Origin of the sequence: Microvirga subterranea (assembly GCF_003350535.1) — a bacterium.
Classification (GTDB): Bacteria; Pseudomonadota; Alphaproteobacteria; order Rhizobiales; family Beijerinckiaceae; genus Microvirga; species Microvirga subterranea.
Genome location: NZ_QQBB01000002.1, coordinates 443,537 through 458,463 on the forward strand (window position 1 = coordinate 443,537; position 14,927 = coordinate 458,463).

The following is a 14,927-nucleotide window of genomic DNA, read 5'->3' on the forward strand; positions in this document are numbered from 1 at the left end:
CGTTCCAGTTTTGAGGGTGGGCCGAAAAGCCTGCCCTCATTCCGTACCGCAAGAGGTGTGGTTGTGATCCAAAAGAACTGGCAAGAGCTGATTAAGCCCAACAAGCTCGAAGTCTCTCCCGGCGACGATCCGAAGCGCATCGCGACGGTCGTGGCCGAGCCTCTCGAGCGTGGCTTTGGCACGACGCTGGGCAACTCCCTGCGCCGCGTTCTGCTGTCGTCCCTCCAGGGCGCCGCCGTGACGTCGATCCACATCGACGGCGTGCTGCACGAGTTCTCCTCCATCCCGGGCGTCCGCGAGGATGTGACCGACATCGTCCTGAACGTGAAGACGATCGCCATCAAGATGCAGGGCGAGGGTCCGAAGCGCATGGCGCTCCGCAAGACCGGCCCGGGCACCGTCACGGCGGGCGACATCAACACGGTCGGCGACGTGCAGATCCTGAACCCGGAGCTCGTTCTCTGCACCCTCGACGAGGGCGCCGAGATCCGCATGGAGTTCACGGTCGACACCGGCAAGGGCTACGTCCCGGCCGAGCGCAACCGCGCCGAGGATGCTCCGATCGGCCTGATCCCGGTCGACTCGCTCTATAGCCCGGTCAAGAAGGTGTCGTACCGCATCGAGAACACCCGCGAGGGCCAGATTCTCGACTACGACAAGCTCATCATGACCGTCGAGACCAACGGTGCCGTGACTCCTGAGGATGCCGTCGCCTTCGCGGCCCGCATTCTCCAGGACCAGCTCCAGGTCTTCGTGAACTTCGAGGAGCCCCGCAAGGAGGAGGCCGCCGCCGCCGCGCCGCAGCTGCCCTTCAATCCGGCGCTGCTCAAGAAGGTCGACGAGCTCGAGCTGTCGGTCCGTTCGGCGAATTGCCTCAAGAACGACAACATCGTCTACATCGGCGACCTCATCCAGAAGTCCGAGGCGGAAATGCTCCGCACCCCGAACTTCGGCCGCAAGTCGCTCAACGAGATCAAGGAGGTTCTGGCTTCCATGGGCCTCCATCTCGGCATGGACGTGCCCGGCTGGCCGCCCGAGAACATCGAAGATCTCGCCAAGCGCTTCGAAGAGCACTACTAAGCCTGCCGGGGATGCCGAGCCCATCGGCGTCCCCGTTTTCGTCCCCGCCTGAAGGCGGATCAGAAGAGAGACGGTCGTCCCTTGGCACGGCGGCCGGAAGATCAAGGAGAAAGCCATGCGTCACGGATTCCGAGGTCGTCGGTTCAACCGCACGACCGAGCACCGCAAAGCAATGTTCGCCAACATGGCGGCTGCGCTGATCAAGCACGAGCAGATCGTCACGACCCTGCCGAAGGCCAAGGACCTGCGTCCCGTGGTCGAGAAGCTCATCACCCTCGGCAAGCGCGGCGACCTGCACGCCCGCCGTCTGGCGATGTCGCAGCTGCGCGACGAGGACATGGTGAAGAAGCTCTTCGGCGTTCTCGGCCCGCGCTACCAGGAGCGCCAGGGCGGCTACACCCGCGTCCTCAAGGCCGGCTTCCGCTACGGCGACAACGCCCCCATGGCCGTGATCGAGTTCGTCGACCGTGACGTCGACGCTCGCGGCCAGGATTCGGGCCCGACTCAGAAGGAAGAGGTCGTCGAGGCCGCGTAAGGCTTCAAACCTCGGCATTGTGAAAGGGCGGTCCTCGGGCCGCCCTTTTCGTTTCTTCGGCGCTCTGTCCGAACGTGGTGCTGGAATTTGGTTTTTCGCTCACCACGTCTTATCGAGAGCCACGATCTAATTTGAGGATTCGCGTCTGATGCGCTTCATCCCCCTCCGCATCGCGGCAGTGGCCGCCTCGTTGCTTCTCGGCTTCGTCGGGGCGCAGGCCCAGAGCCAGCGGGTCGTTCCCGAAAGCAAGGCGCAGGTGCAGCTCTCGTTTGCGCCCGTCGTCCGGCAAACGTCGAACGCCGTCGTCAACGTCTATGCCAGCCGATCCGAGCGCCGGCAGAACGCCGCCATGGAGGAGTTCTTCCGCCGCTTCTTCGGGGAGGGCGGGGGCCAGGGCGTCCCGCCGGGCCGCTCGCAGACGTCGCTCGGGTCGGGCGTCATCGTCGATCCGACGGGTCTGGTGATCACCAACAACCACGTCATCGAGAACATGAACGAGGTGAAGGTGGCGCTCGCCGATCGGCGCGAGTTCGAGGCGGACATCGTGCTGCGCGACCCGCGCACGGACCTTGCCGTGCTTCGGCTCAAGAATGCGTCGAACCTTCAGTATATCGACTTCGGGGATCCCGAATCCCTGCAGGTGGGAGACCTCGTGCTCGCGATCGGCAATCCGTTCGGCGTCGGCCAGACGGTAACCCAGGGCATCGTGTCGGCTCTGGCGCGCACCCAGGTCGGGGTCACCGATTACCAGTTCTTCATCCAGACCGACGCGGCCATCAACCCGGGCAATTCCGGTGGCGCGCTCATCGACATGAGCGGGCGGCTGGTGGGCATCAACACGGCGATCTATTCCCGCTCCGGCGGCAATATCGGCATCGGCTTCGCGATCCCGTCAAGCATGGCCCGGGTCGTCTTGGCCTCGGCGAAGGGCGGCTCCAGCCATGTGGTCCGGCCCTGGCTCGGCGCGAGGCTCCAGGCGGTGGACGGCGAGATCGCCACGAGCCTTGGCCTGGAGCGTCCGACAGGCGTCCTCATCACGTCGGTCTACGACAAGGGCCCCGCCGTCGAAGCCGGGCTGAAGCGGGGCGATGCCATCCTCGCGGTCGATGGGCAGCCGGTCGATAATCCCGATGCCTTCGGCTACCGCTTCACTCTGAAAGGAACGCAGGGCCAGGCGCCGCTGACCGTCCTGCGCGGCGGCAAGCAGACCACGATCCCGGTCAAGCTTTCGCCTCCGCCGGAAATTCCGCCGCGCGATCCGGTCCGGGTCCGCTCCCGCTCGCCGCTTGCGGGCGCCACTCTGGTGAACATGTCGCCGGCGGTGGCGGAGGAGATGCAGATCGACATCTCGGACGATGGCGTCGTCGTGGCGGATCTCGACGAGCAGAGCGTCGCATCGAGCGTGGGCTTCCAGAAGGGCGACCAGATCGTTGCCGTGAACGGCGAGCGGCTCGCCACCACGAAGGATGCCGACCGCATGCTCAATCGCACCGGGAGCTACTGGGAGATCACCATCAACCGCGGCGGGCGCGTCTTCACCACCGTTCTCGGTCGCTGAGGGGCAGGACGCCGGCGCGATGTTCGGCTATTGATGTCCGCACGTTCCTCAAGTCCGTAGACATTATGAGCGACCTCTTCTCATCCGCCGGCCTCGACCGGAACGCCCCACGGCCCCTGGCAGACCGGATGCGGCCCACCAAGCTCTCGGAGGTGGTGGGGCAGGACCATCTGGTCGGCGATGACGGCATCCTGACCCGGCTCATCGCGTCGAAATCCCTCGGCTCCCTGATCTTCTGGGGGCCGCCCGGGACCGGCAAGACCACGGTGGCGCGCCTTCTGGCCCATGAGACCGACCTCCACTTCGAGCAGATCTCTGCCATCTTTTCAGGCGTCGCGGACCTGAAGAAGGTCTTCGAGGCGGCCCGGCAGCGCCGGTCGATGGGGAAGGGGACGCTTCTCTTCGTCGATGAGATTCACCGCTTCAATCGCGCCCAGCTCGACGCCTTCCTGCCCGTGATGGAGGACGGCACGATCACCCTCGTCGGCGCGACGACCGAGAACCCGTCCTTCGAGCTCAATGCCGCTCTGCTCTCCCGCGCCAGGGTGCTGATCTTCAAGTCCCTCGACGAGGAGGCGATCCGGCAGATCCTGGAGCGCGCCGAGGAGATCACCGGCAAGAACCTTCCGCTCGACGAGGAAGCGCGGAATTCCCTCGTGCGTATGGCCGATGGCGACGGGCGCGCGGCCCTGACGCTGGCCGAGGAGGTCTGGCGCTCTGCCAAGCCCGGCGAGGTTTTCGATGCGGAACAGCTGCAGGAGATCATCCAGAGGCGCGCCCCCATCTACGACAAGGGACAGGAGGGGCACTACAACCTCATTTCTGCCCTGCACAAGACGATCCGTGGGTCCGACCCGGATGCGGCCCTCTACTACCTCGCCCGGATGCTCGATGCCGGGGAAGACCGCCTGTTCATCGCGCGCCGGCTGGTCCGGGCCGCAATCGAGGATATCGGCCTCGCCGATCCGCAGGCCCTCGTGGTCGCGAATGCCGCAAAGGACGCGTTCGATTTCCTCGGCTCGCCGGAGGGCGAACTCGCGCTGGCCCAAGCCGCGGTCTATCTCGCCACAGCGCCGAAATCGAATGCCCTCTACACCGCCTACAAGGGGGCGACCCGGGTCGCAAAGGAGCATGGCTCCCTCATGCCGCCGAAGACCATCCTCAACGCTCCGACCAAGCTGATGAAGAACATCGGCTATGGTGCCACCTACCGCTACGACCACGATGAACCGGACGCCTTCTCGGGCCAGGATTACTGGCCGGAAAAGCTCGACCGTCAGCATTTCTACGAGCCGGTCGACCGAGGCTTCGAGCGCGAGATCCGCCGGCGTCTCGACTGGTGGGAGAAACTGCGCCGGGAGCGTCGCGGCGAGAGCGAATAGGTTGCTGAAGAATCGGCAGCCAATCCAGGGGGCACCTGTGAAATCCTATCTTCTCGTTTTCCTCGGAGCCGGCATCGGCGGCTCGCTCCGGCATGCGGTCAATCTAGCCTGCGCCCGCACCTTCGGGACCGGATTTCCCTGGGGGACAGTGACGGTGAACATCGCAGGCTCCTTCGCCATGGGGGTTCTCGCGGCTTGGCTCGCGTTCAAGGCCGGGGAGGGGTGGAGCCAGCCTCTGCGCCTGTTCCTGACGACGGGGATTCTCGGCGGCTTCACGACCTTCTCGGCCTTTTCGCTTGAAGCAGCTCTTCTTTGGGAACGCGGGGATGTGCCGACGGCTCTTGCCTATGTGGCGGGCTCGGTCCTGCTGTCCATAGCCGGATTGGCCATGGGGTTGGCCCTCGTGCGGACGCTTGCCAGTTAGACCGCGATTGCCGCCTGCCCGGCGCTCTGATACCCACGTTTCATGAAGAAAAGCGGTTCAGGACAGAAGAACGGTGCCCGCGGCGGGCGTGCAGGATCTCGGCAGGGCTTTCGCTCGCGAGAGGACAAGCCCGCGCGCAAGAGCGCGCCGACAACGCAGCGCGCTCCGAAGGCGGTGACCAAGGCACGCCCGGCTCCCGTGGTGCGGGCGAAGCCTGCTCCGGTTGAAGCGGTCCCGCGGCCGACGAAGGCCCAGGCCCGGGCCGAGGCGCAGGAGACGCTGGCGACCGGCGTGCAGACCCTTGTGGTCGAACCCGACGAGGCCGACATGCGCGTCGACCGTTTCCTGGTCGCACGCTTCCCGCAGCTTGCCTTCACGCATATCCAGCGCATCGTCCGCAAGGGCGAGCTGCGCGTCGACGGCAAGCGCGCGCAACCGAACGACCGCCTGACGGCCGGCCAGAAGGTGCGGATCCCGCCGCTCAAGCTCGACCAGCCCCGGCCCGCCTCCCGCAGCGCCGCGAAGGATCAGAGCGAGCGCGATTTCCTGAAGTCGATCACGCTCTACGAGGACAAGGATGTCCTGATCATCAACAAGCCGATGGGCTTGGCCGTGCAGGGCGGCTCCGGCACCACGCGGCATGTGGACGGACTCCTTGAATCGATGCGCGACGCCGAGGGCCAGAAGCCGCGCCTCGTGCACCGGCTCGACAAGGACACGGCTGGCTGTCTCGTCATCGCGAAGACGCGGTTTGCTGCGTCTACGATGGCGAAATCGTTCCGCTCGCGCACCACCCGGAAGATCTATTGGGCGCTCGTCGCAGGCGTCCCGCGCGTGAAGCAGGGAAGGATCTCGACCTATCTCGCGAAGGAAGGCGAGGAGGGGGATTCCCGCATGAAGGTAGCGCGCCACGGGGACGAAGGCGCCAGCCATGCCTTGACCTACTATGCAGTGGTCGAAACGGCGGGCCAGAAGCTCGCCTGGGTGTCGCTGAAGCCGGTGACCGGCCGCACGCACCAGCTGCGCGCGCACACGGCCCATATCGGCCATCCCATCGTGGGCGACCCGAAATATTTCGACATCGAGAACTGGGAGCTGCCCGGCGGCATCCAGAACAAGCTGCACCTGCTCGCCCGCCGGATCGTCATCGCGCATCCGCGCACGGGCAAGCCGATCGACGTCACGGCGCCGCTGCCGCCGCACATCCAACAGAGCTTCAACCTCCTCGGCTTTGACACCGGCCGCTACGACCCGATCGTCGACGCGCCGGAGGAATAAAGCGGTCACCCGTTTTCCCCTCTCTCCTTGTCGCACTTTTGCCTCTCAATCGGGGTAGCCTCACATGCCTCGATCGGCCAGTCGGCCGCTCGGGCCATTGGCAAGGAGGAGATCGATGGAACATAAGCATCTTGATCAGCTCCGTAGCGTAGCCGACGTTCGTCCGCGGTCTCTGACCCGGCAGGAACGAGTAGAGCGTTGGATCGAACTTCTCGAGCGTAATCCTACGCGTCGCCTGAACTCCCTTGGTGAAATCGAGTACAAGCCGCCAGCAGAGCGGGCCCTGATCAGGGAAGACAACTCGCCCCTCACCGTCGCCTATGAAGATCCCGTCCTTCGGGCGGATGGCCTCGCCAGCGACAGGCTCGGCGACGTCATGAACTATTTCGAACTGTCCGACGGCCAGGCGCACTACGCGCTTTGCTCATGTCTGAGCGGCCGCTCCATGGATGCGGCATCCTTCGCCCAGCGCCTCCGCAACACGACAGGCACCGCCGGCTGGCGGTCGGCTGCCGGCGCATGGGCTCTGGCGGGGCTCGCCGTCACCCTGCCCGGGTTCATCTATCTGTTTAATTGAGCAGAGAAGAGGGCGATCCGGACAATCCGATCTACGGTCAGGAGGCCTGAGGCGCCCCCTGATCGCCGGTGCCTTAGGCCGTTGCGCTGCGCTCTCCGATAGGAGACAACACGGCAGACCGGAGGCACCCAATATGCTCACCATCGCGCCCGTAACCCTCTCGACGGACCGTCTGACCCTGCGCCCCCTCGCGCTCGACGACGCTGCTGCCCTGGCTGATGCTGCGAGCGACGGGGCGCTCTGGGAGAAGAAGACCACCACCGTCCCACGGCCGGACGGCTTTACGGCCTATATCGAAAAGGCGCTCGAGCTGCAGGCTGCCGGCCTCGCGCTTCCCTTCGCGACGGTCGTGAACGACGGCGACCGGGTCGTGGGATCGACCCGTTACATGAACATCGACGCTGCCAACCACCGGGTCGAGATCGGCACGACCTGGATCGCACGGTCGTGGCAGCGGAGCTTCGTCAACACCCACGCAAAATTCCTGATGCTGCGGCATGCTTTCGAGACCCTGGGCTGCAACGCGGTCGAGCTCAGGACGCACCACCTCAACGATCAGTCCCGCGCCGCCATCGAACGGCTGGGGGCCAAACTCGACGGCATCCTTCGCCGGCACATGATCATGCCGGACGGGCATGTGCGCGACACCGTGGTCTACAGCATCATCCGGGAGGAGTGGCCGGGCGTGAAGGCGGCGCTGGAAGCGCGGATGCAGGCCCTCGATACTCTGGACGCGTGAAGCGGATTTGACAGGAATTTGATCTCCCGCAAAGCTTGGCTGCCGCAACAGTGCTTTCTTCGATGAAGTCGAGTGCGCCTTGAGGCGTGCCTGTGCGGCTGACCGAAGGAGGGGCGACGATGCCTGACTTTTCCAATCTGATCGAGGACCTCAAGCGCACGCGGGACGAGATCAAGCTGAAGATCCATCTCGGCTCCAAGGACCTCCAGACCGAGTGGTCCGAGATCGAGAGGCGTTGGGACAGCTTCGAGCGCAAAGCGGAGCTCGACCGGAGCGCGAAGGACGTGGGCGACGCCCTGCAGATCCTCGGCTCGGAGCTCAGGGATGCGTTCCAGCGGGTCCGCAAGGCTCTCTAAGCCATGCCGGGCCGGGAGAACCTCCACCAGGAACTTCGCACCCTGCGCGACGAGCTGGGGCGCAGAGCGCAATCCGAAGCCGTGCCCCCCATGCGGGAGGCGGCGCCCGACCTTCCGAAATCTGCCGCTTCGGGGCAGTGGCAGGAGCTCGAGCAGGCTCTGTCCGAGATCGCGGACAATGCCGAGGAGGCGGTCGCGAAGCATCCGCTTGCGGCTGTGCTCGGCGCATTCGTCTTGGGAGCCGTGATCGGGCGGCTGACGGGGAGGGGTAAGGCGTGATGGAGAATATGGTTCGAAACCTGCGGGTCCTGTGGCGGGCCGAAACCATCATCGCGGACGTCCGTCTGCGGCAGATGATGATCCGTTCAGGGCTGAGGGGCGCGGCCGTCATTCTCGGTCTCTTCGCATTCCTGATGGCGAATCTCGCAGTCTTCTTCGCCCTTCACCAAGTCTGGGGGCCGATCTGGGCAGCCGCTGCGATCAGCGGGGGCAATGTGCTCCTGGCGGGCATTCTCCTCCTTGCGGCCGGGCGGACGGCACCCGGGCGCGAGATGGAACTGGCGCTCGAGGTTCGTAACTCCGCCCTCGGGAACCTCGAAGCCGACGCGCTCGTGGTCCAGGCGCAGCTCGTCGAATTGCGGGAGGAGATCCGCGGCGTGCGCCGCGCCATCACCGGGTTCGCGCACCATCCGCTCGACAACCTGCTGCCCAACCTGCTCGTCCCGCTTGCAGGGGCGATCGTCAAAGGGCTCAAGAAATCGGATGCGTCCAAGGATTGAGCGGGGCGTGTCCCGCCATTCCGGAACAAAGCTGGGCAGCGCGCATTCTGATAGCAAGTAATCGCTCTGTGGAAGTCTGCCGATGTCCGATTCGCGTCTCGATGAAGCCACCCGAATTCTGATGGAGCTCGGGATTCACCTTCCCAACGACGAAGCCTTGGCGAAGGGCCGTCAGAAGCTCGCGGAAGCCCTCGCGGCGGCAGAGAATCGCGGCCGCATGAGCGCTTCGCAGAAGGAACAGAGCGGCTGAGCCTGCTGAGACATTGGATGAACGCCAACGGGGCGAGGGGAAACCTTCGCCCTTTGCTTTTGAAGCAGGGCGGCCAGGCGTCTGCTTCCACAACGATACCGAATTCGTGTCTTCAGTTCCGTAACGTTCTCGGCTAGGTCGCTTAGTCATGCGCCGCGCCATGCATGTGTTGCAGAGGTGGCCATTGGGTTCCGGCAAGATCAAAGCGAGCCTAAGACTCTCTTTACTTGGCTTGGTGCATCGCCTGATGCCGTGACCATGGGGAATGAACGTCCCGAGACAGGAGAAGACAACTATGAAACGCCGCAACTTCCTTGCCGCAGCCGGCGCCGGACTGGCCGCCGGCGCCGTCGCCAAGCCGGCCATTGCCCAGTCGAATCCCGAGATTCGCTGGCGTCTGACTTCGGGGTTCCCGAAGTCCCTCGACACCATCTACGGCGCGGCCGACTTCCTCGCCAAATACGTCTCCGAGGCGACCGAGGGCAAGTTCGTCATCCAGCCCTTCGCGGCCGGTGAGATCGTCGGCACCTTCCAGGCGGCGGACGCCGTCTCGGGCGGCACGGTCGAAATGGCCCACACGGCCTCCTACTATTATGTCGGCAAGGATCCGACCTTTGCGGCCGCCGCGGCGGTTCCGTTCACGCTGAACGCCCGCCAGCTCAATGCCTGGCAGTATCACGGCGGCGGCATCGGCCTCGTGAACGAGTTCATGGCCAAGCACAATCTCTACGCCCTGCCGGGCGGCAACACCGGCACCCAGATGGGCGGTTGGTTCCGCAAGGAGATCAAGACCGTCCAGGACCTCCAGGGCCTGAAGATGCGCATCGCCGGTATCGCCGGTCAGGTCATGGCGAAGCTCGGCGTCATTCCGCAGCAGGTCGCGGGCGGCGACATCTATCCGTCGCTCGAGCGCGGCACCATCGACGCCGCCGAGTGGATCGGCCCCTACGACGACGAGAAGCTCGGCTTCCAGAAGGTCGCTCCGTACTACTACTATCCGGGCTTCTGGGAAGGCGGCCTGACGCTCCACTTCCTCTTCAACAAGGCGAAATGGGAATCGCTGCCGAAGAACTACCAGGCGATCCTGGAGACCGCCTGCATGGCCGCGAACCTCGACATGTTGGCCAAGTACGACACCAAGAACCCGGCCGCCCTGCGCAGCCTCGTGGGCGCCGGCGCGCAGCTTCGTCCGTTCTCCCAGGAGATCCTCGACGCGGCTTACAAGGCGACGAACGAGGTCTATGCGGAAATCTCCGCCCAGAACGCCGACTTCAAGAAGATGATCGATTCGATCCGCGCGTTCCGGAACGAGGAATACCTCTGGTTCCAAGTGGCCGAGTACGCCTTCGACACCTACATGATCCGCGCCCGCACCCGCGGATAAGTGTCAACCACTTTCGACAAAACAGACCTCCGCCTGTTCATGGGCGGAGGTTTGTCATGTTCCGTTCATCCAGACCGTGATATTTCCCCCTCCAAACATATGGGACAGCCGCGATGTTCGTCTGGAGCGCTCTCATTTCCTTCGTACTTTCGATCCTCGCCGTCGGCCCCCTGCGGGACGCGGTGCCGACCTGGCTCGAGTCCGGGGCGGAGGTTCTGGCGGTGGTCAGCCTCTTCGTGCTGGTCTGCCTGCTCGAGTCGGGCGGCAGCAACCCGGACCGCACCAATCCGGCCTCCTGACCGCCGTCGCGGATCAGCTTGATCCGACCCCGCCAGCCGCTATAGGTCGCTGAACGCCGATAATGCGGCGTCCCCGGCCATTCGCCCCTCACGAGGCCGGGCTGCTCCTGAAAAAGGCCAGGCCCTTGAAACTCGTTCTCTTCGACGTCGACGGCACGTTGATCGACAGCCAGAACATCATCGTCGCCGCGCAGCATGCCGCCTTCGCGGCCTTCGGCCTGGAGCCTCCGAGCCGAGAAGCCTCCCTTTCCATCGTCGGTCTGTCCCTGGCCGAGGCTTTCACGGTGCTCGTCGGCCCGAAAGCGCCGATCGACGGGCTGGTCCAGGCCTACAAGGACGCGTTCGGGACCCTGCGCCAGGACCCGGCCCATGCGGAGCCGCTCTTCCCTGGCGCCGAGGATTGCCTGGGATGGCTCAGCCGCCGCGAGGACGCGCTGCTCGGCATCGCGACGGGCAAGTCCCGGCGCGGCGTCGCGCATCTCCTCGACCGCCACGGCTGGCATGCGGTCTTCACCACCATCCAGACCGCCGACGATGCGCCGTCCAAGCCGCATCCGGCTATGATCCTCCAGGCCATGGAGGAGGTGGGGGCGGCGCCGCACGAGACGGTGATGATCGGCGATTCCAGCTACGACATGGAGATGGCCCGAGCGGCCGGCGTGCTGCCCATCGGGGTGTCCTGGGGGTTCCAGCCGGTGGCGGCGCTGAACGAGGCCGGCGCGAGCCGAATTGTCAACTCTTACGACGAGCTCGACCAGGTCCTGCGCAACTTCCTCGACCATCCCTCGCAACCTGCTGCCTGAGCGACTATCTCAAACCCATGACAGATTCCCGAGACTGGTTCCCCTCGGCGGATGAGCCGAACCCGATGCGGGCCGCACAGGCTGGCATGAAGCCCACCTTGCCCAAGCGCTTCTACAAGGAAGCCGGCGTTCAGGAGAGGGAGGGGCTGTTCTTCCTCGTGCTCGACGGGCGCACGGCCAAGACCCCGAACCGGCAGGACCTCGCGGTGCCGTCCCGCGGCCTCGCCGAGGCTCTTGCTGCGGAATGGGGTGCCCAGGGTGAGGAGATCGACCCCTCGACCATGCCGCTGACTCGCATCGTCAATTCCGCCATCGACGGCGTCGCCCCCCGCCAGGCGGAGGTGGTGGACGATCTCGTGCGCTATGCGGGCTCCGACCTGACCTACTACCGTGCGGGCGAGCCGGAGCGTCTGGCCAGGGCGCAGGACGAGGCGTGGAACCCGGTTCTCGACTGGGCGCGCGACACCCACGGGGCACGGTTCTCCCTGGCTGAGGGCGTGATGCATGTGACGCAGCCCGACGAGGCGGTGTCCGCCATTCGCGGGGTGGTCGAGGAATACGACTCGCCTTTCTCGCTGGCGGCGCTTCACGTGATGACGACCCTGACGGGGTCCGTCCTGATCGCCCTGGCGCACGCCTCCCGGGTCCTCGACGCCGATCAGGCCTGGGCGGCCGCCCATGTGGACGAGCATTACCAGGAAAGCCTCTGGGGCGAGGATTACGAGGCAATGGAGCGTCGCCGGAGGCGCGAGGCCGATTTCCGGGCCGCGTCCGAGGTCTTCCGCCTCTCGCGACAATAAAAAAGCCGCCGAAAATGGCGGCTTTTCTCGTGGGATCGGTCAGATCAGGCGCGCTGGAAGCTGATGCCGCACTTCTTCTGGATCGAGGCCTCCTCGATGGCCTGCATGTGGCCCTTGAGGCGGGCGAGTTCCGCCGTCTGGGCGTTGTTGCCGCCGACGAAGAAGGCGGCCGGCCAGAAGATGACGATGGCGGCGGTCGTGGCGACCGTGTCCTTCGTGCGCTGCGAATCCTGAACGCCGGCGGCGCTTGCTGCCGCGCTGGAGACCCGCTGCGCCTCCTGGCTCAGCTCCTTGCAGTTGTAGCTGCTGTAGGTCGCAGCCGACACATAGGACGCGGCGACTTCATCCGAACGGCTGGCGCAGCCCGCGGCCAGCAGGGAAACGGTCGCAGCGACGGCTGCGAGCCGGTGAGTGTTATTCATTGTTGCCCCCAAAATCAGTATAGGAATGTTATTCCCGCTCACTCTCTAGCTTCCGCCAGGGGATGTGTGAAGTGGCCCCCGAGACACACCATAGTGGGATGTCTGATCCGCTACGGCTGTGCTAAGCGGGAGGAAATTGCTCTCCCGGCCTGAGGGTTCACCCATGAAAGACATTCTCGAGCGACTTGAAGACAGGCGGGCCCAGGCCCGGCTCGGCGGCGGCACGAAGCGGATCGAGGCGCAGCATGCCCGCGGCAAGCTTACCGCCCGCGAGCGCATCGAGCTCCTGCTCGACAAGAACTCGTTCGAGGAGTTCGACATGTTCGTCGAGCACCGCTCGACCGATTTCGGCATGGAGAAGGTGAAGATCCCGGGCGACGGCGTCGTCACCGGCTGGGGCACGGTCAACGGCCGCACGGTCTTCGTCTTCGCCAAGGACTTCACGGTCTTCGGCGGCTCGCTCTCCGAGGCCCATGCCCAGAAGATCACCAAGATCCAGGACATGGCGCTCAAGATGCGCGCGCCCATCGTCGGCCTGTTCGATGCCGGCGGGGCCCGCATCCAGGAGGGCGTGGCGGCGCTCGGCGGCTACGGCGAGGTGTTCAAGCGCAACGTGATCGCCTCCGGCGTCATCCCGCAGATCTCGGTGATCATGGGCCCCTGCGCGGGCGGCGACGTCTACTCGCCCGCCATGACCGACTTCATCTTCATGGTGCGCGACCGCTCCTACATGTTCGTCACCGGTCCGGACGTGGTGAAGACCGTCACCAACGAGACCGTGACTTCGGAGGAACTGGGCGGCGCCAAGATCCACACCACCAAATCCTCGGTGGCGGACGGGGCCTACGACAACGACGTTGAGGCGCTGCTCCAGGTGCGCCGCCTCATCGATTTCCTGCCCGCCAACAACATGGACGGCGTGCCGGAGATCCCGAGCTTCGACGACCCGAACCGGGTCGACGAGAGCCTCGACACTCTGATCCCGGACAATCCGAACAAGCCCTACGACATGAAGGAGCTGATCCTGAAGGTCGTGGACGAGGGCGACTTCTTCGAGATCCAGGAAGCCTTCGCGCGGAACATGATCACCGGCTTCGGCCGCATCGAGGGCCGCACGGTCGGGTTCGTGGCGAACCAGCCGATGGTGCTGGCGGGCGTGCTCGACTCGGACGCCTCCCGCAAGGCCGCCCGCTTCGTGCGCTTCTGCGACGCCTTCAACATCCCGATCGTCACCTTCGAGGACGTGCCCGGCTTCCTGCCCGGCACGGCGCAGGAATACGGCGGCCTCATCAAGCACGGCGCCAAGCTGCTCTTCGCCTATTCGGAGGCCACCGTGCCGCTGGTGACCGTCATCACGCGCAAGGCCTTCGGCGGCGCCTATGACGTGATGGCGTCCAAGCACATCGGCGGCGACGTGAACTATGCCTGGCCCACGGCCCAGATCGCCGTGATGGGCGCCAAGGGCGCGGTCGAGATCATCTTCCGCCAGGACTTGGGCGATCAGGACAAGATCGCGGCCCGCACCAAGGAGTACGAGGACCGCTTCATGTCGCCCTTCGTGGCGGCCGAGCGTGGCTATATCGACGAGGTGATCATGCCGCATTCCACGCGGCGCCGCATCGCCCGGGCGCTCGCCATGCTCCGGCACAAGGAGACGGAGCAGCCCTGGAAGAAGCACGATAATATCCCATTGTAAGACAGGGTAGAGGTGCAGGGCGAAACGCCTTCCCAAGAGGCCGTGGATCCATGAGGCGGTTCAAGGTCATCGCATGTGTTGCTTCGATGCTGTCGGTTCTGCCATGGCAGCATCCGGGGTGTGCCGGAGCCGAGACGATCCAGATCGACGGGGAGAGCCATGACTTCGTGAGAATGTCTCACGAGGAAAGCATGGGACGGATCCCTTCCTTCGCGACCGGCATGAAGAGGGCGAACATTTCCGGTCGACTCGCGGTCTGCATCGCCGGCCTCGACCTGCCGGTCAGTACGGAACAAGGAGATCATCGATACGGTGCCTATTGCCTCCTGAGACGCGACGGCGCCTCGACGACCGTTCAGGTCTGCAGCCACGAGACGGCGGGACTTTTCCGCATTGAAGCGGTCGATCTCACGACCGCAAGTATTGCGAACCTCGCGGGCTTCGTTCGCCGTCACTGCTACGGGGACTAAGAGGCGGCTTTGCGCTCGACAGCCGGCCGAAGGCCAAAGTAACCCTTTCCTTCTAAGCCGGTGAGTGGCACGAAGCGCCGCATCGAGGACCGCAA

Annotated in this window: 19 protein-coding genes; 18 read left to right on the forward strand and 1 reads right to left on the reverse strand. The window is 65.0% G+C overall.

What is annotated here, in order from left to right:
* Nucleotides 1-57: 57 nt before the first annotated feature.
* The 16 genes from DES45_RS06885 (at nucleotide 58) to DES45_RS06955 (ending at nucleotide 12,244) form a co-directional block, all read left to right on the forward strand.
* On the forward strand, nucleotides 58-1,080 hold the full coding sequence (locus tag DES45_RS06885) for a DNA-directed RNA polymerase subunit alpha (RefSeq protein WP_425374267.1): 1,023 nt from the start codon (nucleotides 58-60) through the stop codon (nucleotides 1,078-1,080).
* Nucleotides 1,081-1,195: 115 nt separating this feature from the next.
* On the forward strand, nucleotides 1,196-1,615 hold the full coding sequence (gene rplQ, locus DES45_RS06890; protein ID WP_114769231.1) for a 50S ribosomal protein L17: 420 nt from the start codon (nucleotides 1,196-1,198) through the stop codon (nucleotides 1,613-1,615).
* Nucleotides 1,616-1,763: 148 nt separating this feature from the next.
* On the forward strand, nucleotides 1,764-3,173 hold the full coding sequence (locus tag DES45_RS06895) for a Do family serine endopeptidase (RefSeq protein ID WP_114769232.1): 1,410 nt from the start codon (nucleotides 1,764-1,766) through the stop codon (nucleotides 3,171-3,173).
* 65 nt (nucleotides 3,174-3,238) lie between these two features.
* Complete coding sequence (locus tag DES45_RS06900; protein WP_114769233.1) at nucleotides 3,239-4,555, forward strand: replication-associated recombination protein A; 1,317 nt, start codon at nucleotides 3,239-3,241, stop codon at nucleotides 4,553-4,555.
* A gap of 37 nt (nucleotides 4,556-4,592) precedes the next feature.
* Nucleotides 4,593-4,979, forward strand: coding sequence for a fluoride efflux transporter CrcB (gene crcB, locus DES45_RS06905; RefSeq protein ID WP_114769234.1), 387 nt, complete (start codon nucleotides 4,593-4,595; stop codon nucleotides 4,977-4,979).
* A 42-nt stretch (nucleotides 4,980-5,021) separates the two neighbouring features.
* The gene (locus DES45_RS06910; RefSeq protein ID WP_114769235.1) at nucleotides 5,022-6,257 is read left to right on the forward strand and encodes an RluA family pseudouridine synthase; all 1,236 of its coding nucleotides are present in this window, start codon (nucleotides 5,022-5,024) and stop codon (nucleotides 6,255-6,257) included.
* 115 nt (nucleotides 6,258-6,372) lie between these two features.
* Nucleotides 6,373-6,834: a hypothetical protein gene (locus DES45_RS06915; RefSeq protein WP_173949331.1), complete on the forward strand. Its 462-nt coding sequence runs from the start codon at nucleotides 6,373-6,375 to the stop codon at nucleotides 6,832-6,834.
* 133 nt (nucleotides 6,835-6,967) lie between these two features.
* On the forward strand, nucleotides 6,968-7,573 hold the full coding sequence (locus tag DES45_RS06920) for a GNAT family N-acetyltransferase (protein WP_114769236.1): 606 nt from the start codon (nucleotides 6,968-6,970) through the stop codon (nucleotides 7,571-7,573).
* Nucleotides 7,574-7,692: 119 nt separating this feature from the next.
* Nucleotides 7,693-7,929 (forward strand): hypothetical protein, encoded by a 237-nt coding sequence (locus DES45_RS06925; RefSeq protein WP_114769237.1) that lies wholly within the window; start codon nucleotides 7,693-7,695, stop codon nucleotides 7,927-7,929.
* Nucleotides 7,930-7,932: 3 nt separating this feature from the next.
* Entirely contained in the window at nucleotides 7,933-8,208 is a 276-nt protein-coding gene (locus DES45_RS06930; RefSeq protein ID WP_114769238.1) for a hypothetical protein, read from the forward strand.
* On the forward strand, nucleotides 8,205-8,708 hold the full coding sequence (locus tag DES45_RS06935; protein WP_147282359.1) for a phage holin family protein: 504 nt from the start codon (nucleotides 8,205-8,207) through the stop codon (nucleotides 8,706-8,708). Before DES45_RS06930 ends, DES45_RS06935 begins: the two co-directional genes overlap by 4 nt.
* An 82-nt stretch (nucleotides 8,709-8,790) precedes the next feature.
* Nucleotides 8,791-8,958 (forward strand): hypothetical protein, encoded by a 168-nt coding sequence (locus tag DES45_RS25050; RefSeq protein ID WP_170151417.1) that lies wholly within the window; start codon nucleotides 8,791-8,793, stop codon nucleotides 8,956-8,958.
* A 295-nt stretch (nucleotides 8,959-9,253) separates the two neighbouring features.
* Nucleotides 9,254-10,342 (forward strand): TRAP transporter substrate-binding protein, encoded by a 1,089-nt coding sequence (locus tag DES45_RS06940; protein WP_114769240.1) that lies wholly within the window; start codon nucleotides 9,254-9,256, stop codon nucleotides 10,340-10,342.
* 113 nt (nucleotides 10,343-10,455) lie between these two features.
* Nucleotides 10,456-10,641: a hypothetical protein gene (locus DES45_RS06945; RefSeq protein WP_114769241.1), complete on the forward strand. Its 186-nt coding sequence runs from the start codon at nucleotides 10,456-10,458 to the stop codon at nucleotides 10,639-10,641.
* 125 nt (nucleotides 10,642-10,766) lie between these two features.
* A complete protein-coding gene (locus tag DES45_RS06950) occupies nucleotides 10,767-11,444 on the forward strand; it encodes an HAD-IA family hydrolase (protein ID WP_114769242.1) in 678 nt (225 codons plus the stop codon).
* 17 nt (nucleotides 11,445-11,461) lie between these two features.
* On the forward strand, nucleotides 11,462-12,244 hold the full coding sequence (locus DES45_RS06955) for an ATP12 family chaperone protein (protein ID WP_114769243.1): 783 nt from the start codon (nucleotides 11,462-11,464) through the stop codon (nucleotides 12,242-12,244).
* 44 nt (nucleotides 12,245-12,288) lie between these two features.
* On the opposite strand, the gene DES45_RS06960 is transcribed toward DES45_RS06955, so the two are convergent.
* The gene (locus DES45_RS06960; protein WP_114769244.1) at nucleotides 12,289-12,666 is read right to left on the reverse strand and encodes a hypothetical protein; all 378 of its coding nucleotides are present in this window, start codon (nucleotides 12,664-12,666) and stop codon (nucleotides 12,289-12,291) included.
* A 163-nt stretch (nucleotides 12,667-12,829) separates the two neighbouring features.
* Here DES45_RS06960 and DES45_RS06965 point away from each other — a divergent pair, with 163 nt between their 5' ends.
* Both DES45_RS06965 and DES45_RS06970 read left to right on the forward strand, forming a co-directional pair.
* Nucleotides 12,830-14,362, forward strand: a complete 1,533-nt coding sequence (locus DES45_RS06965; protein ID WP_114769245.1) for an acyl-CoA carboxylase subunit beta — start codon at nucleotides 12,830-12,832, stop codon at nucleotides 14,360-14,362.
* Between the two features lie 50 nt (nucleotides 14,363-14,412).
* Entirely contained in the window at nucleotides 14,413-14,832 is a 420-nt protein-coding gene (locus DES45_RS06970) for a hypothetical protein (RefSeq protein ID WP_114769246.1), read from the forward strand.
* Nucleotides 14,833-14,927 lie beyond the last annotated feature (95 nt).